General features: G+C 58.0%; 21 protein-coding genes and 1 pseudogene. 5 read left to right on the top strand and 17 right to left on the bottom strand.

Going from position 1 to position 21899, the window contains the following annotated elements; genetic code table 11:
* Positions 1-5: 5 nt before the first annotated feature.
* From nhaB to ACYZTY_RS12730, 3 genes are all read right to left on the bottom strand, one after another.
* Positions 6-1508, bottom strand: a complete 1503-nt coding sequence (gene nhaB, locus ACYZTY_RS12720) for a sodium/proton antiporter NhaB (protein ID WP_461958774.1) — start codon at positions 1506-1508, stop codon at positions 6-8.
* 53 nt (positions 1509-1561) lie between these two features.
* Positions 1562-2875 carry an NHL repeat-containing protein gene (locus tag ACYZTY_RS12725; protein ID WP_461958775.1) on the bottom strand — a complete coding sequence of 438 codons (1314 nt, stop codon included), beginning with the start codon at positions 2873-2875 and terminating at the stop codon, positions 1562-1564.
* A gap of 293 nt (positions 2876-3168) precedes the next feature.
* Positions 3169-3435 carry a hypothetical protein gene (locus tag ACYZTY_RS12730; protein ID WP_461958776.1) on the bottom strand — a complete coding sequence of 89 codons (267 nt, stop codon included), beginning with the start codon at positions 3433-3435 and terminating at the stop codon, positions 3169-3171.
* Between the two features lie 344 nt (positions 3436-3779).
* Between ACYZTY_RS12730 and ACYZTY_RS12735 the strand changes: the two genes are divergently transcribed.
* Positions 3780-5105 carry a sigma-54 dependent transcriptional regulator gene (locus ACYZTY_RS12735; RefSeq protein WP_461958777.1) on the top strand — a complete coding sequence of 442 codons (1326 nt, stop codon included), beginning with the start codon at positions 3780-3782 and terminating at the stop codon, positions 5103-5105.
* A gap of 168 nt (positions 5106-5273) precedes the next feature.
* On the opposite strand, the gene ACYZTY_RS12740 is transcribed toward ACYZTY_RS12735, so the two are convergent.
* From ACYZTY_RS12740 to ACYZTY_RS12785, 10 genes and pseudogenes are all read right to left on the bottom strand, one after another.
* On the bottom strand, positions 5274-6554 hold the full coding sequence (locus tag ACYZTY_RS12740) for a coiled-coil domain-containing protein (RefSeq protein ID WP_461958778.1): 1281 nt from the start codon (positions 6552-6554) through the stop codon (positions 5274-5276).
* Between the two features lie 46 nt (positions 6555-6600).
* On the bottom strand, positions 6601-7347 hold the full coding sequence (locus ACYZTY_RS12745) for a hypothetical protein (protein ID WP_461958779.1): 747 nt from the start codon (positions 7345-7347) through the stop codon (positions 6601-6603).
* A 33-nt stretch (positions 7348-7380) separates the two neighbouring features.
* On the bottom strand, positions 7381-8061 hold the full coding sequence (locus tag ACYZTY_RS12750) for a C39 family peptidase (RefSeq protein ID WP_461958780.1): 681 nt from the start codon (positions 8059-8061) through the stop codon (positions 7381-7383).
* Between the two features lie 61 nt (positions 8062-8122).
* Entirely contained in the window at positions 8123-9559 is a 1437-nt protein-coding gene (locus ACYZTY_RS12755) for a heme utilization protein (protein WP_461958781.1), read from the bottom strand.
* 52 nt (positions 9560-9611) lie between these two features.
* Entirely contained in the window at positions 9612-10184 is a 573-nt protein-coding gene (locus ACYZTY_RS12760; RefSeq protein ID WP_131058631.1) for an adhesin, read from the bottom strand.
* Position 10185: 1 nt separating this feature from the next.
* Positions 10186-10623: a hypothetical protein gene (locus ACYZTY_RS12765; RefSeq protein ID WP_461958782.1), complete on the bottom strand. Its 438-nt coding sequence runs from the start codon at positions 10621-10623 to the stop codon at positions 10186-10188.
* 331 nt (positions 10624-10954) lie between these two features.
* Positions 10955-11479, bottom strand: coding sequence for an AAA family ATPase (locus ACYZTY_RS12770; RefSeq protein WP_461959308.1), 525 nt, complete (start codon positions 11477-11479; stop codon positions 10955-10957).
* Positions 11476-12039: a nicotinamide riboside transporter PnuC gene (gene pnuC, locus ACYZTY_RS12775; RefSeq protein WP_131058628.1), complete on the bottom strand. Its 564-nt coding sequence runs from the start codon at positions 12037-12039 to the stop codon at positions 11476-11478. Before pnuC ends, ACYZTY_RS12770 begins: the two co-directional genes overlap by 4 nt.
* 237 nt (positions 12040-12276) lie before the next feature.
* Positions 12277-13011 (bottom strand): methyl-accepting chemotaxis protein, encoded by a 735-nt coding sequence (locus ACYZTY_RS12780; protein WP_371928399.1) that lies wholly within the window; start codon positions 13009-13011, stop codon positions 12277-12279.
* A gap of 171 nt (positions 13012-13182) precedes the next feature.
* Positions 13183-14004: pseudogene (locus ACYZTY_RS12785) on the bottom strand (cache domain-containing protein); the annotation flags it as partial.
* Positions 14005-14200: 196 nt separating this feature from the next.
* Here ACYZTY_RS12785 and ACYZTY_RS12790 point away from each other — a divergent pair.
* Together ACYZTY_RS12790 and ACYZTY_RS12795 are read left to right on the top strand one after the other, a co-directional pair.
* The gene (locus tag ACYZTY_RS12790) at positions 14201-15031 is read left to right on the top strand and encodes an undecaprenyl-diphosphate phosphatase (RefSeq protein ID WP_461958783.1); all 831 of its coding nucleotides are present in this window, start codon (positions 14201-14203) and stop codon (positions 15029-15031) included.
* Positions 15028-15459, top strand: a complete 432-nt coding sequence (locus ACYZTY_RS12795) for a DUF1294 domain-containing protein (RefSeq protein WP_461958784.1) — start codon at positions 15028-15030, stop codon at positions 15457-15459. Before ACYZTY_RS12790 ends, ACYZTY_RS12795 begins: the two co-directional genes overlap by 4 nt.
* Here ACYZTY_RS12795 and ACYZTY_RS12800 read toward each other — a convergent pair.
* Complete coding sequence (locus tag ACYZTY_RS12800; RefSeq protein ID WP_461958785.1) at positions 15456-15815, bottom strand: MmcQ/YjbR family DNA-binding protein; 360 nt, start codon at positions 15813-15815, stop codon at positions 15456-15458. The two genes, ACYZTY_RS12795 and ACYZTY_RS12800, sit on opposite strands and share 4 nt — an antisense overlap.
* The gene (locus ACYZTY_RS12805; protein WP_461958786.1) at positions 15812-16720 is read right to left on the bottom strand and encodes a LysR substrate-binding domain-containing protein; all 909 of its coding nucleotides are present in this window, start codon (positions 16718-16720) and stop codon (positions 15812-15814) included. The genes ACYZTY_RS12800 and ACYZTY_RS12805 overlap by 4 nt, the downstream gene beginning before the upstream one ends.
* A 129-nt stretch (positions 16721-16849) precedes the next feature.
* Here ACYZTY_RS12805 and ACYZTY_RS12810 point away from each other — a divergent pair, with 129 nt between their 5' ends.
* The gene (locus ACYZTY_RS12810) at positions 16850-17461 is read left to right on the top strand and encodes an FMN-dependent NADH-azoreductase (RefSeq protein ID WP_461958787.1); all 612 of its coding nucleotides are present in this window, start codon (positions 16850-16852) and stop codon (positions 17459-17461) included.
* A gap of 168 nt (positions 17462-17629) precedes the next feature.
* Positions 17630-18667, top strand: a complete 1038-nt coding sequence (locus tag ACYZTY_RS12815) for an alpha/beta hydrolase family protein (protein ID WP_461958788.1) — start codon at positions 17630-17632, stop codon at positions 18665-18667.
* 119 nt (positions 18668-18786) lie between these two features.
* On the opposite strand, the gene ACYZTY_RS12820 is transcribed toward ACYZTY_RS12815, so the two are convergent.
* Positions 18787-19974: an MFS transporter gene (locus ACYZTY_RS12820; protein ID WP_461958789.1), complete on the bottom strand. Its 1188-nt coding sequence runs from the start codon at positions 19972-19974 to the stop codon at positions 18787-18789.
* A 276-nt stretch (positions 19975-20250) separates the two neighbouring features.
* Positions 20251-21840 carry an ABC-F family ATPase gene (locus ACYZTY_RS12825; RefSeq protein WP_010460520.1) on the bottom strand — a complete coding sequence of 530 codons (1590 nt, stop codon included), beginning with the start codon at positions 21838-21840 and terminating at the stop codon, positions 20251-20253.
* Positions 21841-21899: the final 59 nt, after the last annotated feature.

The raw sequence follows: 21899 nt of genomic DNA on the forward strand, positions 1-21899 counted from the left end.
TTGCGTTACAGCCAGTAACTGACGGCATACCAACCCAACACACCCATCACCACCGTATACGGCAATGCCATCCACACCATCCTCCCATACGACAGACGAATCAGTGGCGCAATCGCCGACGTCAGCAAGAACAGAAACGCCGCCTGGCCATTAGGCGTCGCCACGCTCGGCAGGTTAGTGCCGGTATTGATCGCAATCGCCAGCGTTTCGAAGTGCTCACGGCTCATGTGGCCGGAGATGAATGCCTGTTTCACTTCGGTGATGTAAATGGTCGCTACAAACACGTTATCGCTGATGGCCGACAGCAAACCGTTGGCAATGAACAGCATGCCCGGCTGCTGATCCGGTGGCAGCGCCAATACCCACTGGATCAGCGGCGTGAACAACTGCTGATCGTGGATCACCGCGACCACCGCGAAGAACACCACCAGCAATGCCGTGAACGGCATGGCGTCCTTGAACGCGTTGCCGATACGGTGCTCATCGGTGATGCCCGTGAAGGCAGTGATCAACACGATCACCATCAAACCGATCAGGCCCACTTCAGCCACGTGAAACGCCAGGCAGCCAATCAGAATCAGCGCCGCCAACCCTTGAACGATCAGGGCTGCGCGTTGGTGCGAGGTGCGTTCGACGTTGTCTTCGGCCGCGTAATTGGCCAGTACAGTGCGCACGTTGTCCGGCAGCAGCGTGCCGTATCCGAACCAGCGCAGTTTCTCCAGCAGGAAGCAGGTCACCAGACCTGCGACCAATACCGGCAATGAAACGGGCGCGACTTTCAGAAAGAACTCGGAAAAGTGCCAACCCATTTCATGGCCGATCAACAGATTCTGCGGCTCGCCAACCAGCGTGCAAACACCGCCCAATGCTGTGCCCACGGCGCCGTGCATCAGCAGGCTGCGCAGGAACGCACGAAATTGATCGAGGTCGTCATGATGCAACTTGGGCAAGTGTTGGTCATCGCTGAATTCACTGTCCTGGCGCGGATCATTGCCCGAGGCGACGCGGTGATACACCGAATAAAACCCCACGGCAGCACTGATGATCACCGCTGTCACCGTCAAGGCATCGAGGAACGCCGACAGAAACGCCGAGAGAAAGCAGAACATCAAGGCGAGCAGGGCCTTGGAACGAACCCCCAGTAACAGACGCGAGAACAGAAACAGCAGCAGGTCCTTCATGAAGTAGATGCCCGCCACCATGAACATCAACAGCAGGAGTACCGGGAAGTTGTGCACCAGTTCGTCATAGAGCGCCTGCGGTGTGGTCATTTTCAGCAGCAGCGCTTCAATCAGCAGCAACCCGCCGGGCATCAGCGGATAACACTTGAGGGCCATGGCCAGGGTGAAAATGAATTCCAGTACCAGCAGCCAACCGGCCGCCACCGGGCCTACCGTCCACAACACCAAGGCGTTGAGTATCAGGAAGCCGACGATGCTCGCCTTGTACCAGCGGGGTGAGTTGCCGAGGAAGTTGTGCGCGAAGGCGTGGGCCATTGAACCGGGCATCGGCTACTCCTTGTATTAAGAAGCGCGCAACTTGCCGTAAGCCGAAGGGAAGATCAAGTGTGGGAAAAGTTGTTGTCCTGACCGAGATAGCGCACCACAACCGCCCGATAGTTGCCATCCAGCGAATAACCACCTACGACAATCCCTCCATCCGCCTGAACGGCCACTGACGTGGCGGTGTCCAGGCTGCGGCCCAGCCGGGTACGAACCCAGCAGGTGCCCTCGGCAAAGCCGGGATCCAGCTGTCCGCCAGGTAAATACCGGGCCAGGAGGAAGTCGGCTTCGACTCCGCCAATCGTGGCGCCAACCGTCAGCACGCGGCCATCTGGCTGGAGTTGTGCGGCGGTCCACTGGCAGCCACTGCGACCGATTTTCAGCAGGTGTGGCTGGCCGCCGTTGCAATGAGTGTCCGGGCGACCGTTGCTGTGCAGCTTCAGCGCCATGCAATGCATCGGATCACGGCTGCTGCCAAAACACTGCAAATCGCCATTGTCCTGCTGGACGATCTGACTGACCTGAGCGCTGTGTCCCTGAACGCTGAAGGTCATGAAACCATCTACGGCGAAGCTATCATCCAGGCTCCCGTCGAGGAGGTAGCGCGCCAGCAAGCCTTCTTCAGGGAAATTGATTGAACCGCCGACCATGATCCGACCGTCCCGTTGCACCATCACGCAGCTGAGCCAGGAGTTCATCAGCAAATGCCTGACGATCACAAAGCCGCGGCCATTGAAGGTGGTGTCCAGTTCGCCATCGTGGGTGAGGCGAATCAGCAGGCCAACGTGATCCGCCAGTTCGAAATGGTGATTGGCCAGCAGCAGGATTCGGCCGTCACCCTGAACCTTGACGTCGCAGGCTTCGGCCCCCGGCACACCGGGAGGGAGCCAGGCGTCGCGCATGCCCAGTGACAGATTCCCCGGCAGGCGTATGACGCAGCACCCATTGTCGCCAAAATCCCTGACGGGGTGACCTTGCGAGTCGAACAGAGCCAGGGCCGGCAACGTCTGGTGAGGGTCTTCATAGTGCAGGCCGGCAACCAGAATGTTGCCGTCGGCCAAGACAAGGACTTTGCCCGCCATAGCCTCATACCCGCGCTGAAACTGCCCGATGACGCTACCGCGAGTGCCGAATGCCAAGTCCGCCGAGCCGTCTTCAAGCAAGCGGGCCAAGCCAAAGCAATGACCGTCGCGAGTGCCGACTTTCGCTGCTACCAGCACGCGACCACTCGAGTCGATCGCCACGCTGTTGGCGATGCTCGACGTACTGCCGGCGAAATACACTTGGGTTTTGCCGTTGGAGGCAAAACTTCTATCGAGATGACCGGCCGTGTACGGCGCTGCAGGTCGGGCAAAAGCAGTCTGGTCTGGCATGCGCGCATCTCCTTGCGAGCTGACCGAAACCCGGGTACCGGGAGGGCAACTGCGTGTGCAAAACATTCAATCCCTGAATGATCGATTGCACAACTGTCACAACTAACAGGTGGAGGGTCGCATTGTGCCAGAACAGTGTCTTTTCGAACCACTGACAAGCCTGCCAAGTAATAAAGCAAAAAGATCGCAGCCTCGTTTCACTCGTCAGCTCCTACATAGAAATCCGTATTCGATGTAGGAGCTGACGAGTGAAACGAGGCTGCGATCTTTTTTACGCTTTAAACGCGAATCTATTAATGCGGCATCGACCACGATTGCAACGCATAACCTTCTTCGCTCAGTTCAGCGCGAGCTTCTTCCAGAAGGTGTGCAAGTTGCGCCGGGTCGGAATACGTACTGCATGGGATTTGCGTGCGGCCGATGTGGGTATTGGTGCGGTCGATAATGGTCAGGCTGAGTTCGCCATTGCCGTCTTGTGGGGCCCAGGCCACGCATTGAAAAGGTTGGAATGCGCGGTTGGCAATCAAAAGAGCTTCGTTGATACGGAGCGGGGCGGTCATGGGATCGTCTCTCTATTATGCCCAATCAAGTGACAGGCCGTCGGTTGGGCTTACCGTTCGGCTGGTTACTTGTACTGATGCCCTCAACCGGGGGTCAGGTCACACACAATCAAAAGAAATTTCAACTTTTTTTCATATACTCAATGCAGGGGCGGTGCTTGAAAGCTGAATGAAAGGCTGGAACTCGTTAGGTAACTAACAAACGTGTTCTTATAACTAATAACGCGACGTCCCTATAGTCAAACGGTACAAGGGTGCGTCAAATTCTTGCTAATGTTACAGCCAGATCCGCCAAACGACTGTTTTTAATAATATTTCCTAAAGTTTGGCGTCAAGGAACAGTCATGATCGAAACGCCTGCGTTACGACGTCTGTTAGTAGTTGACCCCTGCGACGACTGCCATCGCCTGTTGCCGGGTCTGCGCTCTGTGGGCTGGGATGTTGACAGCTGTTCCCTGGAAAACGCCGCCGACCGAACCTGCGACGTTGGCCTGTTGCGATTACAACCCTTTCATCTGGAACGCCCGGAAGCCGTCAAGGAATTGATCAGCCACAGCGGCACCGAGTGGATCGCCGTGCTCAACCAGGAAGTCCTGCGCCTGCAAAATGTCGGGGACTTTGTATGCGAATGGTTTTTTGACTTCCATACCTTGCCGTTTGACGTTTCCCGGGTACAAGTCACGCTGGGTCGAGCGTTCGGTATGGCGCGCCTGCGTGGTCAGGGCACGGTTCACATTGATCAGCCAGAGCACGAGCTGTTGGGCGATAGCAAACCGATTCGTGAGCTGCGTAAGTTACTCAGCAAACTGGCGCCCACCGAATCTCCGGTCCTGATCCGGGGCGAAAGCGGTACCGGTAAAGAACTGGTCGCCCGCACGCTCCATCGACAATCCCAGCGCCACAGCAAACCTTTCGTAGCGATCAATTGCGGGGCCATTCCCGAACACTTGATCCAGTCCGAACTGTTTGGCCACGAGAAGGGCGCCTTTACCGGCGCCCACCAACGCAAGGTCGGTCGTATCGAGGCGGCGAATGGCGGCACTCTGTTTCTCGATGAGATCGGTGACCTGCCACTGGAGTTGCAAGCCAATCTACTGCGCTTCCTGCAGGAAAAACACATCGAGCATGTCGGCGGCAGCCAGTCGATTCCGGTGGATGTGCGGGTACTGGCGGCGACTCACGTCGACCTTGAGGCGGCGGTCGAGAAAAAAAGCTTTCGTGAGGATTTGTACTACCGCCTGAACGTGCTGCAAGTCGTCACTGCGCCACTGCGTGAGCGTCATGGTGACTTATCGATGCTGGCCAACCATTTCTCCCACTTCTACAGCCATGAAACCGGCCGCCGCCCTCGCAGTTTCAGCGACGACGCCTTGATTGCCATGGGCAAGCATGACTGGCCTGGCAATGTTCGCGAGCTGGCCAACCGGGTCCGTCGAGGATTGGTATTGGCCGAAGGCCGGCAGATCGAAGCGCGAGACCTGGGGCTGATCAGCCAGCATACGATTGCCGCGCCGATGGGCACGCTGGAAGACTACAAGACCCGCGCTGAACGCCAGGCCTTGTGCGATGTACTTAACCGCCACAGCGATAATTTGAGCATCGCTGCCAAGGTGCTGGGGATATCCAGGCCCACTTTCTACCGTTTGTTGCACAAGCATCAGATCCGTTAGACGCAAGATCAAAAGCTCGCAGCCTCGTTTCACTCGACAGCTGCTACATTGGAATGCGTTCATCCTGTAGCAGCTGTCGAGTGAAACGAGGCTGCGAGCTTTTTAGGTCCACACACAAACAAAAGCCCCGCTGGGATTAAAGTCGCAGCGGGGCTTTGTCGTTGTGGATCAGAAGTAGTACGGGAATTTCAGGCTGAAGGAAAAGTCTGGCGAGTCGTCGGTCAGGCCGATGGCCAGGTTGGGCACGATCGTCAGGTTATCGGTGGCTGCCAGGGTCATGCCGATGTTGAAGTTGGCAGAGTTGTAATCGCTGTTGGTGATCGATTGCCAGTCGCCCCCGTCCGGCCTGATCTTGCTCTTGCGGGCGAACTGATCGGTGAACGAGAACGACATACTCATCTTCTCGTTCAAGGCGAATGCAATGCCGGCGCCGATCTGCCAGGAATCGCCCAGTTTTACGTCCCCTTTCACCTTGGAGCCGACCTGTGGGCTGATGTCGCTGAAAGAGTCCTGCACGTTGTAGGTGTAGGACAGGCTACCGAACAGTACGGCCGGGTCGAACGTCTTGACCAGCGAAATCCCCGGGGTGATCGACCAGATACCATTGCCGGTAGGCAAGTCCTCGGGTACCGCGAGGTTGTCGTTGTTCGGGTCTTCGATCAGCTTGATGCCGTAAGGGTCGTCACCGGTTGGTGCCTTGACGCGCAGTGTAACGACCGCATCGGGCAGATTTGCCGACTCGTCCAGAAACTTGTAAGCAATGCCAACGTTCACGTCGCCGATGGTCGGATCCCGCGTAACGGTTGCGTCTGACGTCACCGGACCTGCGCCTCCGGCGCCACCGGAGGAATACGTCGATTCGCGATAAACCACGGGGACGTTAATGTCGAACTGCCAGCGTTGCGCCACGTTGTAGCGGGCGGTCAGGTCCAGTGTCCAGTTGTCGGCCTTGATGCGGTCGAGGTTGATGTTGCCGAGAAAAATCGAGTCCAGTGCCAGAAAGCCGTTGAGCGTTAATGCACGGGTATCGTAATGCGTGTAGGTCAGGCCGGTTTCGACGCTGAACTTGCCGCCACCGAAGAAGCCGCTGGCTTCGTCGTACAGGTTGGAAACGCTTTGCGCAGGCTCCGAATCATCCTTGAGCGATTGGCCATAGGAACTGCCTGTGGTTCCCGGCGCACCGGCGGCCACCGCCTGACCACCCCTGGCCGGTTCGGCGGGGGATTTGGTCAGGCGTTTGGGAGCGGGTGTCGCCGGTGTTTCTTCGACTTGGCGAACGCGTTGCTCAAGGACCATCAGCGCGTTCTGTTGTGCTTCGTAACGCTGTTTCAACTCCATGAGTTCTTGTTTTAGGATTTCGACCTGGGGGTCCGGTGCTGCGTATAGCAAAGTGGCCGGGGCCAGGCTACTCAAACAAACGAAAGCTCTGAACGTTAAAGATCGGTGCATGGGTTAGCCGTCCCTTCTGACTACATCTGATGAGACTGAGCGTAGATCAGAATCCGATAGTGCGAAGACCTTTGAGCTGGTCCAGGTTGCCGCTCACCGATCCGGCTGTCGGCACGTTGTCACGCAGCACGACATTGAAGGAAGTGAGGTTGCGGACCTGATTGCTACTGCCGAGCAAAGTCGTATTCTGCATCAGCCCACCCTGGGCCAGGCGTTGTACGGTACTGCCCTGATTGTTGTTGGCCATGATGTTGAGTTGCACACCCGTACCTGTCGAGGAAACGCTGAGCGAGCCCGCGCCATTGGCGCCGACCAATGTCGTGCCTGCGGCCAGTGCCTGGCCCTGCTGTTGCGTTGTTGGCGCCTGGTTAGCTTTTGTAATGTTGATATCAACGTTGTTGTAGGCCGTATTATTATCGCCGGCAGCCCGCACGACTTGAGTGACGCCTTCGGTGGTGTTGAGGCCGCTGCCGCCAGTGACGGTGCCCGTGCCCGTGTTTTGCGAGCGCGCTGAGCCATTACCTTTTTCGTCGATCATTGACACATAGAACTGTGGCTTGATGGTCGATTGTTGAATTTGCATCGTGGACGTTGCGCCGATCACTTCACCGTTGGCATTTCGCCAAGTGCTGGTCATCGCAATGCCGAAACTGACAATCCGTCCCGGCATGACATAGCGGCCACGCAGGGTTGCCAATTCCTGGTCTTTCAGTTCGATGGGTTTGAATGTCTGTGCCTCGGTCGGCAGGCTGGCGGCCAGGCAAAGTACGGCCAGCCAGATTGGAGTCTTCATGGGATGCTCCCGGAGCGTCGTGCTCCTTTGTTATTAGAAGAAGTCGCTTTGGATGAATCCGAAATCCATCAACTCTGCGTCTTGCACCGGGCTGAAGGCGTTTATGCGGTTCCTGGCGGTCAGTGGCAGGGGCGGGTCGAGCAATGCATTGGTTTTGTCGTAGCCCTGGCCGATGACGGCAAAGATGATGCCGTTCCAGCCTTTGACGAAGTCATCAATTTTGTAACGTTTATGACCGAGTACCGGATCTCCGATATAGACCCAGCCGTTATGGATTCTTTGCATGACCACAAAGTGTTTGTAGCCACGAATATCCATGAGTACCACCACCGGAATTCTGATGTCGCTCAACGTTTCCGGCGCTACCCGGTAGCCACGGGCCCGCATGCCGATACTTTCCACGTATCGCTTCATGTCGAGCATGGAGAAGCCCTGTACGCGGACAAGATCTTGATCGGAGTGAGCCAGCATGCCTTCGATGATCTGCTCTTCATCCACGTCCAGCCAATAGGCTTGGCGCAAGAGGGTCGCCAGCGCAGCCGCGCCGCAACTGAAGTCGGTTTTCTGTTGTACCAGGTCCTCAAATTTACGTTCACGAACGCTCTGGATCGGCTTGTACACCAGCGCGCCACCCGGCAGGACGGAAAGCGGCATTTGTGCAGCCTCGATCACACTGGCCACGCAAAGCAAAAATGCCAAGGCAGTAATGCGCATGATGGGACGCCCCCGGAGGTGTTGAAAAAGGCCCCCGTAAGGGGGCCTCCAAAGACAGCCATTAGAACGAGTTGTTGGAAATGGCCAGCGAGTTGCTTTGTTGGTTGCCCACACCGGCAGCCACGTTGACGCCCAGGTTGCCGCTGCCGCCATTCACCGAACCACTCAGGGTTGCAGTGTTGGTCACAGGGTTGGCCCAGCCAGTTGGAGTCAGCACTTGATAAGAGTAGGTGTTGCTCAAATCATAAGAGCTGCTTTCACTGTAGGCTTTCGCTTTTGCGTACTCAGACTCGGACGATTTGCTGCCCGATTTTTCGTACGAAGAGTCACGCGACTTGGTGTACGACTTGTCGTACGATTTTTCGAACGAGGAATCGCGCGATTTGTCATACGACGAGTCGCGAGATTTGTCGTACGAGGACTCGTGCGATCTGTCATACGATTTGTCTATCGATACATCAAGCGTTGCATCGAGCGATGCGTTCAAAGATGCGTCGGAAGAACTGCTGCGGGTGCGGTCGCCCCAGCCGTTGTTGACGGTAGTGGAGTGGGAAGCCGCCGCAGCAGCGTCCAGCGTAGCGCTCAAGGAAGCATTCAAAGAAGCGCTCGAAGAACCGCTTGCACTGCTGCTGTTGGAACCGCTGGCATTACTGCTGTTGGAACCGCTTGCATTACTGCTGCTGGAACCGCTTATATCAACGCTTTTTGAACCGCTGGCGTCATAGCTTTTGGAACCGGCTTTATTCCAGCTCGAAGAAGCGCTTTGACTGCCGCTCGCCTCAAACGACTTATCTTTAGAGAAACTGCCGCTCGCCGTATTGGTAACGGTGATTGTATCCACGCGATAAGTCCGATCGGCGTTGTTGTTCACAACCAGGCCAGGACCGTTTTGATCGGCAGAGGCGGTGGCTGTTGCGTTACCGAGCGGGGCATTGGTGTTGGCAATGGCCATGGTGTTTTTCTGCTGGTTCAGGTCGCCGCCAGCAATGTTGATACCCATGTTGCCGCTGCCGCTATTACCCGATCCACTCATAACGGCAGAAGATGTGCTGCCGTAGTTGTCGACCCGGTTATTGTTGCTGTATTGCCGCACGCTAGCGGTAGCGGAGGCAGTGCCGAACACGAAGCTGTTGTCGAGACTGGAGTCAGAAGCAGCGTTTGCAATGGCGGCCGCGTTGTCTTGTTGGTTGCCATTGCCTGCAGCCACGTTGACACCAACGTTGCCACTGGTGCCTGTGGCAGAGCTGGTCATCTCGGCTTCGTTGACAGTCCCTTCGTTACGGATGCGGTTGCCGGTGCTGCTCTGGTTATCCCAGGCATTGGCAGTCGCGTAAACAGGGATCTTTGTTGGAGGAGGGGTGTGATGACCACCGTTGTGGTGGCCCCCATTGTGGTGGCCCCCATTGTGGTGGTTGTCACGCTCCCCAGCTTGTACAGCAACAGCCATGACCGCAGCAATTGCGAATACCAGAGGCTTTATTGCCATCGAAGGTTTCATGGTGATTCTCCGTACTTATTTTAGGTTAAGTGTTGTTTCTTACCTTTTTGGGTCAATTCGCGACCCGTACGCTCAGGGTGTTGGCCGTTCGGTTTCCCACCCCGGCGCTCTGATTCAACTGAATCACCCCACGGCTACCGGTGAAAGCCTGGTCACTGGTAGTGACCTGGCGATAGCCTGGTGCAGAGTCAGTCGGATCGGAGTTGTTGAGCAGCGCCACGTTCTGTTGCATGAGGACGCTGTCGTCGATACTTTGCGGCTGTGTACTGATGCTTATCCGCAGGGCATTGGCTTGCTGGTTGCTCGCGCCCGTGCTCTGGTTGACACCCAGTACGCCATTGCCGTGGCTGAATGAGTCGCCTTGAATGCTGGATCGGGCATCGATCCTTGGGTCGACTTGCGTACGCAGCCGTTGGCGAATCTGTGTGGTTGCACTGGCGTTGGTGCCAATGGCGATGGCCCGGGCATTGGCCTGTTGCTGATAATCGCCCGCCGCCTGGTTGACCGTGAGGTTGCCCTGGTACTGCATGCCCGAACCGTCGATGTCGGCGTTATTGATGACGGGAGGTTGGGCAAAGATCGATGCACTGCAAAACATGGCGATAAAGAGCAGCGTACGATTCATCTTAACGGTCTCCCGTTATGATTTTCAGAGCACCCAGGCCCTGCTGGACGTTTGAATTGACCATGTTGGCAATACCGTTGCCCGAGTTTCCCGAGCGTCCAGCGGGGAGGTTGGAAAGCTGGGTCTGGTTGCTGATATTGCCGCCCAGGTTGTTGGTGTTTTGTGTGACCAGGTTGTTGATGCCTGCACCACTGGCGACGTTGGCAAAGTCGCCGTCGCTCAACTCGTTCGTTTGCTGGAGGATTTGTTTGGACGGGTTGGCATTGACGGTCGTGGGGTTAGGATCGGGAATCAACGGTGGAATCGTTGCGTTGCGCGGTTGGACATCACGTTTGATAAGAATGATGCCGTTTTCAGCCTGTACAGGCAGGCAGACACTTGAGCCCAGTGCGCATCCGATCAGCAGGAGGCTATAGATGCGTTGATCAAATTTCCCCACGGCGGCAATTCCTTCTGTAGTTGGAACGCTGGCCCTTATCAGCGTTGCGAGGTAGAGAGCAGAAGGTGTGCCGCTTTCAGGTTTTCTTTTATAAACAGTGGGTTGGATTTAATTGTCGAGGTAGTCAAAAAAATTTTGTAACGCCACTGAGACAGACTCACGCCAAAGCGCCGCCCATGCTGGCGGCATTGCTCGTCAGGGGCGTTGAAGGCAAGTTGTATCAGTGGCTTTACAAATTGGTGCTGAAGCGCTCGGACCGCTTTAGCTCGCGGCTCTGCACAGGTGAAGGTGTTTCAGAAATGGAACATCTTTGGCAGGGTGGGCAACCCTGTCAGGCCTTGAGCAAGCGAGTCACAGCCTCGAATGCCGCGTCCTTGCGCAGTTTCCAGTCACCTTGCAGTACCTGGCAAGGCTGGTGGTGCCGGTCAAGCCATTGGCGGTTGGCCTGGAAAAACGCCTGGCGTTCTGCCAGTTTCGGTTGGCAACGTTGCCCGTCGTCATGCCAGGCCACGGTTTCAGGGCTCAGTAGCAAATGCAGGTCGTATTGCCGTGCCAGCAATGCTTGCTCGATCCATGTCGGGCAATCGCCAAACAAGGTGCGACTCCAAAGGATGTTGCTCAAGAGGTGCGTATCGAGAATCAACAGGGATGGTTGTCTTGCGCGTGCTTCATCTTCCCAAGTCAGCTGGCCATTCGCTATGGAAGTAACGTCATCGTAGCGGGTTTCTCGAGCTTCGCTGTCGATAAAATACCGAACGTACTCTTCGACCAATATGCCGCCAAAATTGGCGTGAATCTCACTCGAAAGCCAGCTTTTTCCACTGGATTCCGGGCCTGTGAGCACCAGCACCTTCATGCGCGCAATGCCGGGTCGGCGCGCCACTCGCGCCAGCCTTGCACGGCCAGCAACAGGAACAGAGCATAGAGGGCAGCGGTCAGGTACATGTCCTTATAGATGAACAGCCCGACGAAAATCACATCAACGGCGATCCACAGCGGCCAGCATTGCACGCGTTTTTGCGCCATCCATAATTGCGCCACCAGGCTGAACCCGGCCAGCGCAGCGTCGAGCCATGGCTGGGCGGCATCCGTCCAGTGCGCCATGGCGGCACCCAGCAACAGACTGCCAATGGCGCCGGCCAGAAGGCCCAAAGCAATCGATTTCCCATCGAGGCGGCTGACCTGTCGGCCGGTATTCGCCTCGCCCGCACGGGTCCATTGCCACCAGCCGTAGAGTTGCAGCCCGGCGTAGACCACTTGCAGGAGCATGTCCGAATACAGCTTCACTTCAAAAAAGATCCAGCTGTAAAGCAGCACCATGACCAGGCCGATCGGCCAGCACCAGGGGTTCTGTTTGACCGTCAACCAGACGGCAATCACGCCGAGGGTGGCGGCAAACAGTTCAAGCCCGGACATGGAGGTTCCTTGGGGGAGACAAAAGAGGGGGCGGATTGTACCGACACGCGCGGCCAAGTAGAACCGACTCATGCGGCCTGTAGCAGCTGCCGAGCAGCGCGAGGCTGCGTTCGACGACGAAGTCGTCGTGAAATCAGCCCCCGCGGCGCATCAGGAAAGCCGCGTTTGCAGGGTTTACGACGACTGCGTCGCCGAACGCAGCCTCGCGGGCTCGGCAGCTGCTACAAGAGGGTGTTTTTACACGCGGAACTGTTTGAGTAGCCCGTTCAACTGCTCGCTCAAGTCCTTGAGCCGGACACTGGCCACGCTCGACTGCTCCGCCGCCAGCGCGGTGCTGTGGGATAACCCCGCGGCCTGGGTGACGTTCTGATTGATGTCTTCCACCACATGGGCTTGCTGCAGGGTCGCGCTGGCGATAGACGCGTTCAACCCGTTGAGGTTGCGCAACGCCTGGCCGATTGCATTCAGGCTGGCGCCCGCAAGACCGGCCTGTTCGATGGTCAGTTGCGAGGCTCTGCTGCTGTCGCCGATCACTTTGACCGCCGCTTCGGAGTGCGTTTGCAGGCGTTCGATCATCGACTGGATCTCCGCCGTGGACTTCTGGGTGCGTTGGGCCAGCAGGCGCACTTCATCGGCCACCACCGCAAACCCTCGGCCTTGCTCACCGGCGCGGGCGGCTTCAATAGCGGCGTTGAGGGCCAGCAGATTGGTTTGCTCGGCGATGGAGCGGATAACCTCCAGCACGCTGCCAATCTGATTGCTTTCAGCCGCCAGGGTGCGAATCACTTCAACCGCTTGATCGATGGTGCCGGACAATTTGTCGATCTGCTGCAAGCTGCCGTCAATGTTGATCTGTCCCTGCTGTGCCTGGGATTCGGCATCGCGCATTTCGCTGGCCGCGTGCTCGGCATTCTTGGCGACATCCTGCACGCCGTAAGTCACTTCGTTGATCGCGGTCGCCACCAACTCCATTTGCTGGGACTGTTGCTGACTGCGTTGCTGAGCCTGGGCGGCGTCGTTCCCCAGTTCGCTGGAAGACTGGCCCAAGGCGCTGGCGGACACTTGCAGCTCGCTGATCACCCCGCGCAGTTTGGCGGTGAAGGCATTGAAGTGACGGGCCAACTGAGTGACTTCATCCTGGCCATGGGTGTCGAGGCTGCGGGTCAAGTCGCTTTCACCGCTGGCGATATTGGCCATGGCGGTCACGGTAGCCTGGAGCGGACGCACGATGCTGCGAGCGATCATGATCACCAGTAGCGCCATGATCAGCGCAATCACCAGGCCGACGAAAGAAGCCTTCCACACCTGACCATAGAACTCAGCCTGCATGTCATCGATGTACACGCCCGAGCCAATCACCCAACCCCAAGGCTCGAACAATTTGACGTAGGAGGTTTTTTCGACCGGGGCGCTGGCACCCGGTTTAGGCCAGCGGTAGTTGACCGTGCCGGCGCCCTTGGCCTTGGCGACGGCAACCATTTCGTTGAACAGTGCAAAACCGTCCGGGTCGCGGATTGCCGAGAGGTTCTGGCCATCGAGTTTAGGGTTGGCGGGGTGCATCACCATCACCGGCGTCAGATCGTTGATCCAGAAATAATCGTTCTGGTCATAACGCAGACCGCGCACGGCTGTCAGCGCTTGTTTCTGCGCGGCATCGCGGGTGAGAGTGCCAGCGGTTTCCAGGCCGTGGTAGTAGGTCAGAATGCCGCTGGCGGTCTGCACCACGTGCTGGGTTTTCTGAGCCTTCGCCTGGTAAAGGTCGTCATGGATCTGCTTGAGCATCAACACGCCCAACGTCAATAACATCACCACCGACACGATCAAGATGAGCCACAAGCGTCGGCTGATCGACACACTGCGCAAGCTGTTCATAACGCTGTCACTCCGATTTCTTTTTCTTGTAATAAACGATAGCCAGCATCCAACCACGCTTTGCCGGTCGGGCATATGCGACCCAAGTCTCATTACGCGGCAGCGTTATCGAGGCTTGTCTGATAGGATTTCGGCCCCGCGCGGAAAAACCTGAATCCAAGTCGATCTTTCACGGAATTTTTACGGTTCCGACTGGATCCTTTGTGCGCGGGACTTCAGCTACGCTTGGCGCGATGAACGCTTAAAAAACTAATGGGGCATGCCTTGGCGCATCGCCTTTGGGGGATTGATGGAACTTTGGACCGCCTTGCAGGCATTGATTCTTGGGGTTGTAGAGGGGCTGACGGAGTTTTTGCCGATTTCCAGTACCGGTCACCAAATTATTGTGGCGGACTTGCTCAACTTCGGTGGCGAACGGGCCATCGCTTTCAACATCATTATCCAGCTTGGGGCAATCCTGGCCGTGGTGTGGGAGTTTCGCCGCAAGATCTTCGATGTGGTTACTGGCTTGCGGACTCAGCCGAGCGCCCGACGCTTTACCGCGAACCTGCTGATCGCCTTCATGCCGGCCGTGGTGCTGGGGGTGATTTTTTCTGATTTGATTCACCACTACCTGTTCAACCCGATCACCGTGGCCACGGCATTGGTTGTGGGCGGCATCATCATGCTGTGGGCTGAACGGCGCCAGCACGAAGTGCACGCACACACCGTCGACGAAATAACCTGGAAAGACGCTCTGAAAGTCGGCTTTGCCCAATGCCTTGCCATGATTCCCGGGACTTCGCGTTCCGGCTCGACCATCATTGGCGGCTTGCTGTTCGGGTTGTCGCGCAAGACTGCCACGGAGTTCTCGTTCTTCCTGGCGATGCCGACCATGGTCGCGGCAGCGGTGTACTCAGGCTACAAGTACCGCGACCTGTTCGTGCCGGCTGATTTTCCGGTGTTTGCGATCGGCTTCGTCACCGCGTTCATCTTCGCGATGATTGCCGTCAGGGCGCTGCTGGTGTTCATCGGCAGTCACAGCTACGCGGCATTCGCCTGGTATCGCATCGCGTTCGGCCTGGTGATCCTGGCCACCTGGCAGTTTGGCTGGGTCGACTGGACCGCAGTCCAACCATGAGTGACGCCAGCGCGCGCAATAACCCTGGACGCCGGTCCGGGGGAGAGCGGGTCCAGCATCCACGGTTGAAATTGCTGGTATTGGCGATCCTGTGCGCGCTGCCGCTGACGGGTTCGGTGTCGCTGTGGCTGCGCGGGGTTTCGCTGATTCCGCTGGCGGCCTACGGCATCGTCAGCGTGCTGGCGTTCTTTCTGTATTGGAGCGACAAACGCAAGGCGCGCGCCGACAGCTGGCGGACCCCGGAAAACGTGTTGCACGCCGTTGAGCTGGCGGGTGGCTGGCCGGGCGCCTTGCTGGCCCAGCAAGTGTTTCGGCACAAGACCCGCAAGGTTTCGTTTCAGCTAGTGTTCTGGCTCATTGTGCTGATGCACCAAGTGTTCTGGATCGACCAGCTGTTCCTTGGTGCCCATCTGTTCGCATTGTTCTAAAGCAGCAAGCTGACCTTGGTGCGCTTGGGCAGTTTGCTCACCACCAGTTGGTGGGAACGTTGCAGCAATCCTTGCAGTTCTTCGGCTCCCAGCGGGTAGGGCGTTTGCATGATGATCCACTGCGCCCGCGCCAGATACGGCGCCGGGTGAATGCCGGGGCGGTCGCAATGCCCGAGGAACAGATCCTTGTCGACCTTGAAGGCCAGGGAATCGCCGCGCAGGTTCTGCAAGGCGAACATCTTGTTCCCGGCAATCGAAAACACCCGAACGCCTCCCCATTTATAGTCTTCCCGCGCGCCGGGCAGTGCGAGACAAAATTGCGCGACGTCCTCTTCGCTCATGCGTCCAGCCTTCATATCAATCGGTCCCCACAGGCATTGAATGATTCGATCAGATGGTCGATCCAGGCACGCACGGCCGGCATCACCCCGCGCCGATGAGGGTAGACCGCTTGCAGCCAGCCGCCAGGCAATGACCAGTCGGGCAACAGCTGCACCAGCGAGCCATTTTCCAGTTCCTGTTCGCAATACATCATCGGCAGCATTGTGAAGCCTTGGCCAGCAAGCGTGCAGGCCTTGCGCACGATGAAGTCGTCGATGCCCAATCGCGCCTCCAGGCTCAAGTCATAGCTTTTGCCCTGTTGATCGAGCATGCGGATGTGCACCATGCGGTCGGCTTCCAGTGCGCCTAGCACCGGCAAGGCTTTCAGGTCTTCGGGGTGGTTGATCTGACGTTCGTGCAGGAAGGCCGGGCTGGCGACCATCGCCATCTGCGCCTGGCGCAAGCGACGGGTTACCAGCAGCGGATCCTCGTCGCCCAAATCACGGACCCGCAGCGCGACATCGACACCTTCGGTCACCAGATCGACCCGGCGATTGATCAGCATGACTTCCAGTTGAACCTGGGGGTACTTTTCAAGGAATCTGCTGATCACCATCGGCAGCATTTCGTGGGCCAGGCCGACGGGGCAGGAAACCCGCAAGCGTCCCCGGGGCTCGCTGGACATACTGGCCACGGCTTCATCGGCCATCTCCGCTTCCAGCAGCATCGCCTGACAGTGCCGCAGGTAACGTTCGCCCACCGCCGTCAGCTTGAGCTGGCGGGTGGTGCGTTGCAGCAGGCGCGCGCCTAGGCGTTCTTCCAGCTCGGCAATGCGTCGCGACAGTCGGGACTTGGGAATCCCCAGCAATCGCCCGGCCGCTGCGAAGCCGCCGGCTTCGACCACCTTGGCGAAATAGTAGAGGTCATTGAGGTCTTGCATGGTGGGAACCCGATTGTTCTATCAGTGGGACGAACTATCGCATTGTTGCGGGCTAATCAGCTATTGGTTTCATCTGTAGGATCCTCCCCATCAGATCGCCCGGTGGCGATCCTCACCTGGAGATCCCTTATGAAACTGTTGCATATCGATTCGAGCATTCTTGGTGACAACTCGGCTTCCCGTCTGCTGAGCAGCGAAGTCGTCAAAGCGTGGCAAGCCGCCGAGCCAACCGCAGTCGTGACTTACCGCGACCTGGCCGCCGATGCCATCAGCCATTTCTCCGCCACCACCCTGGTTGCCGCCGGCACCACCGCTGAACTGCGCAACGCTGCGCAACAGCACGAAGCCGAGCTGAGCGCCAACACCCTGGCCGAATTCCTCGCGGCTGATGCCGTTGTGATCGCAGCGCCGATGTACAACTTCACCATTCCTACCCAACTCAAGGCCTGGATCGACCGCATTGCCGTTGCCGGTCAGACCTTCCGCTACACCGAAGCCGGCCCTGAAGGCCTGTGCGGTGGCAAGAAAGTCGTGATCGTCTCGACGTCTGGCGGTCTGCATGCCGGTCAAGCCACTGGCGTTGCCCACGAAGAGTACTTGAAGGTGCTGTTCGGCTTCATCGGCATCACCGACATTGAGTTTGTTCGCGCCCATGGCCTGGCCTACGGTGACGAAGTGCGCACCAAAGCCATGAGCGACGCTCACACGCAAATCAGCGAGCAGTTGTTCGCCGCTGCGTAAGACTTGCGTAAAGAGTTCAAACAGCTCAGGCACTACCCAAAAAACTCTGTATTCTGATCACGCAAGTGCCAGATACGGAGTTTTTTGTTTCTGGTCATTACAGATTGTGGCCCGGGTTATGCAGTCGAGGGTTACCGACTCCGGTCCAGGAACAAGGTGGGGCATCCCATGGTGCGTCTTTGTGCAACATTACTGATTTGCCTGCTCAGCAGCTTGAATTCAGTGCACGCCGCGCCTGCGCCGCATCCTCACTGGAGCGTCGGTTTCCATGAGATGAGTTTTCTCGACCCTCTGGATTTGCAGCCGATGCGCGCCATCGCGTTCTATCCCTCCAGCGACCGGGAACACACCAGCAAAATCGAGGGTTACACCGTCGAAGCCGGTGAAGACACCCGCGTTGCCATGGGCCGTTTCCCGATGCTGATGCTGTCTCACGGCAACACCGGAACCCCGCTGGCGCTGCACGACCTCGCCACATCACTGGCGCGCAAAGGGTTTGTGGTGGTCGCGGTGATCCACCCCGGTGACAACTCCAAAGACCACAGCCGCCTCGGTACGTTGAGTAACCTTTATGGCCGGCCCATCCAGATTTCCGAAGCCATTACCGCCACCTTGGGTGATCGCATGCTTGCACCTTTCGTCAATGCCGATCAGGTGGGCGTGATTGGTTATTCGGCGGGTGGCGAAACGGCGTTGATCCTCTCCGGCGCAACGCCTGACCTGGATCGTCTGCGCCGCTATTGCCAGGAGCGCCCGGACGACCGCGATGCCTGCAACACCAAAGGCGAGTTGATTGTCGACCGTGATGACTTGCACCCCGTGGCTGATCCACGCGTGCATGCATTGCTGCTGATGGCGCCGCTGAGCCTGAAGTTCGGCCGCCACACGCTGGCCGACGTGCATGTGCCGGTGCTGCTTTACAGCGGGGATGGCGACAAACTGGTGGCATTCGATAAAAACGCCGCTGCGCTGGCGCGCAAACTGCCGATCGCACCGGACTTCAAATTGCTGGCCGGGGCAGGGCACTTCGTGTTCATGGCGCCTTGCAACGAAGAGCAGATCGCCGCCATGCCGGCGCTGTGCACCGATGCCGATGGCGTCGACCGCGAAGACATCCATCGCAACATGGTGTCCGAAGCCGGACGGTTCTTCTCCCATGCGCTGGGCAAACCGACCCGGGCCGGGATGCAGACTGCGGATCAATAGTCTGCGCAATTCCCCTGTGGGAGTGAGCCTGCTCGCGATTGCGGTGTGTCTGTCGACATTATTGTTGTCTGGTACTCCGCAATCGCGAGCAGGCTCACTCCTACAGGGGATCACAGGTGTCAGGTTGTTGCGCGGCGTTTCAGCAATAAGGTCAAACCGAGTCCGGTCACCGACAGCATCGCCGCACTAAAGAAAATCCACGAATACCCCAGGTTCAACGCCACCGCGCCCATCAACGGCCCGGCAATCGCCAGTGCCAGATCGAAAAACACGGCATAGGCGCTCAAGCCCGCGCCACGACTGGAGTTGGGCACCTGCTTGATCGCTTCCACCCCGAGCGCCGGGTACACCAGCGACAGACCAAACCCGGCCAGGCCCGCGCCGATCAGCGCATAAGCGGTCGAGGGCGCGAGCCACAGCAGCACCAGGCCCACGGTTTCAATGCTCATGCAGGCAATCGCCGAGGTGAAACCGCCGAAGCGGCTGATCGCTGAGATAAACAGCAATCGCGACAAAATAAAGCAGATGCCGAAGGCCGTCAGGCAGTAGGCCGCACCGGTCCAGCCACGGCTGACGTAATACAAGGTGATAAAGGTGGTCAGGGTGCCGTAACCGATGGAGGCCAGGCTCAGGCTCGCACCAAACGGCGCAATACGCCCGAACACCGCCCAGAACGGCAGACGCTCACCGCGAATCACCGGCACCGAAGGTTTGTTGCGGATCAGCAACAGTGCGGCCAGGGCCAGCAGTGACAGCGCTATTCCCAGGCTGACAAAGCCGTATTCGGCGACCATCACCACGCCCAGCGGTGCACCGATCGCAATGGCGCCGTAAGACGCAATGCCGTTCCACGAAATCGAGCGCGCGGTGTGTTCCGCACCGACCTGGCCCATGCACCAACTGATTGTGCCCACGCCAATCAAGCCCTGGGCGATGCCGAGCAACAAGCGTCCGGCAATCAGGATCAACAGGCTCAGCAGTGGAAAGCTTTGCAGCATTGTTGAAATCAACGTCAGCACGCCACTCAGCACGATCCCCGACAGGCCGTAGACAATCGCCCGTTTGGTGCCAATGGTGTCTGACATGCGCCCAGCCATGGGGCGGCTGAGCAGGGTGGCCAGGTACTGGGAGCCGATGGTCAGCCCGGCGACGATCGCGCTGAAACCCAGCTGTTCATGCACATAGCCCGGCAACACCGCAATCGGCAGGCCGATGCAGAGGAACGCAATAAAGGTATAGAAAACGATGGAGACGATCTGCAGGGTAATCGCCATGGAGCTTTGCGGTGGCAGTTGCTGCGCAGACATGAGGGCTCGTTCGCGGGCGGCGGTGGGAGAGCTGCATCATGGCGCGGGTGGGAAATAAAAGGAAGCAGGCTAACTATATTCGTTGTGCCTGAGGACCCCTTCGCGGGCAAGCCTCGCTCCTACAAGATCAATGTCGTCCATATCAATTGCGCACGACGCAAATCCTGTAGGAGCGAGGCTTGCCCGCGAAGAGGTCCTCAAAGACAACGCATTTCTTGATCCTGAAATGCAAAAAGCCCCGTCACCAGGACAGGGCTTTTCATTTATAGCGAGTGCTTAGAACACAACGCCCTGGCTACGCAGGTAGTCATCATAAGTCCCGCTGAAGTCGATCACGCCGCTAGGGCTCAACTCGATAATGCGGGTGGCCAACGACGATACGAACTCACGGTCGTGGCTGACGAAGATCAGCGTGCCCGGGTAGTTTTCCAGCGCCAGGTTCAGCGCTTCGATGGATTCCATGTCCAAGTGGTTGGTCGGTTCGTCCATGATCAGCACGTTCGGCTTTTGCAGGATCAGCTTGCCGAACAGCATGCGACCTTGCTCACCACCGGAGATGACCTTGACCGACTTGAGGATCTCGTCGTTGGAGAACAACATGCGGCCGAGGGTGCCGCGAACGATTTGCTCGCCGCCCTGGGTCCATTGGCCCATCCAGTCGAACAGGTTGCAGTCGTCTTCGAAGTCGTGGGCGTGGTCCTGGGCGTAGTAGCCCAGTTCCGCGGCGTCGGTCCACTTCACGGTGCCGGCATCCGGGGTCAGTTCATTGACCAGGGTGCGCAGCAGGGTGGTTTTACCGATACCGTTCGGGCCGATGATCGCCACGCGCTCGCCAGCTTCAACCTGGAAGCTGAAGTCCTTGAACAGTGGCTTGCCGTCGAAGCCTTTGGCCATGCGCTCGACGATGACCGCCTGACGGTGCAGCTTCTTGGTTTGTTCGAAACGGATGAACGGGCTCACACGGCTCGAAGGCTTGACCTCGGCCAGCTGGATCTTGTCGATTGCCTTGGCGCGGGACGTGGCCTGCTTGGCTTTCGAGGCGTTGGCCGAGAAGCGGCTGACGAACGATTGCAGCTCGGAAATCTGCGCTTTCTTCTTGGCGTTGTCCGACAGCAGCTGCTCGCGGGACTGGGTCGCCACGGTCATGTACTCGTCGTAGTTGCCCGGGAACAGGCGCAGCTCGCCGTAATCCAGGTCAGCCATGTGGGTGCACACGCTGTTCAGGAAGTGACGGTCGTGAGAGATGATGATCATCAGGCTGGAGCGCTGGGTCAGAATGTTTTCCAGCCAGCGGATGGTGTTGATGTCCAGGTGGTTGGTCGGTTCGTCGAGCAACAGCACTTCAGGATCGGAGAACAGCGCCTGAGCCAGCAAAACGCGCAGTTTCCAGCCTGGGGACACTTCGCTCATCGGGCCAAAGTGCTGCTCGATGCCGATACCCAGGCCCAGCAGCAATTCACCGGCGCGGGATTCGGCGGTGTAGCCGTCCATTTCGGCGAATTCGGTTTCCAGCTCGGCCACCGCCATGCCGTCTTCTTCAGTCATTTCCGGCAGCGAGTAGATACGGTCGCGCTCGGCTTTGACCTTCCACAGCTCTTCGTGACCCATGATCACGGTATCGATGACGGTGAATTCTTCGTAGGCGAACTGGTCCTGGCGCAATTTACCCAGACGCACGTTCGGCTCGAGCATGACCTGGCCGCCGGACGGCTCGAGGTCGCCGCCGAGGATTTTCATGAAGGTCGACTTGCCGCAGCCGTTGGCGCCGATCAGACCGTAGCGGTTGCCCGCGCCGAATTTGACCGAAACGTTTTCGAAAAGCGGCTTGGCGCCGAACTGCATCGTGATGTTAGCTGTAGAGATCAAAGGTTTTTCCTGCGAAGCATTCAGAGTAGCTAGGGTTGCGGCAGTACCGATTCAGTACC

It is taken from the genome of Pseudomonas sp. LB1P83, from assembly GCF_054897885.1.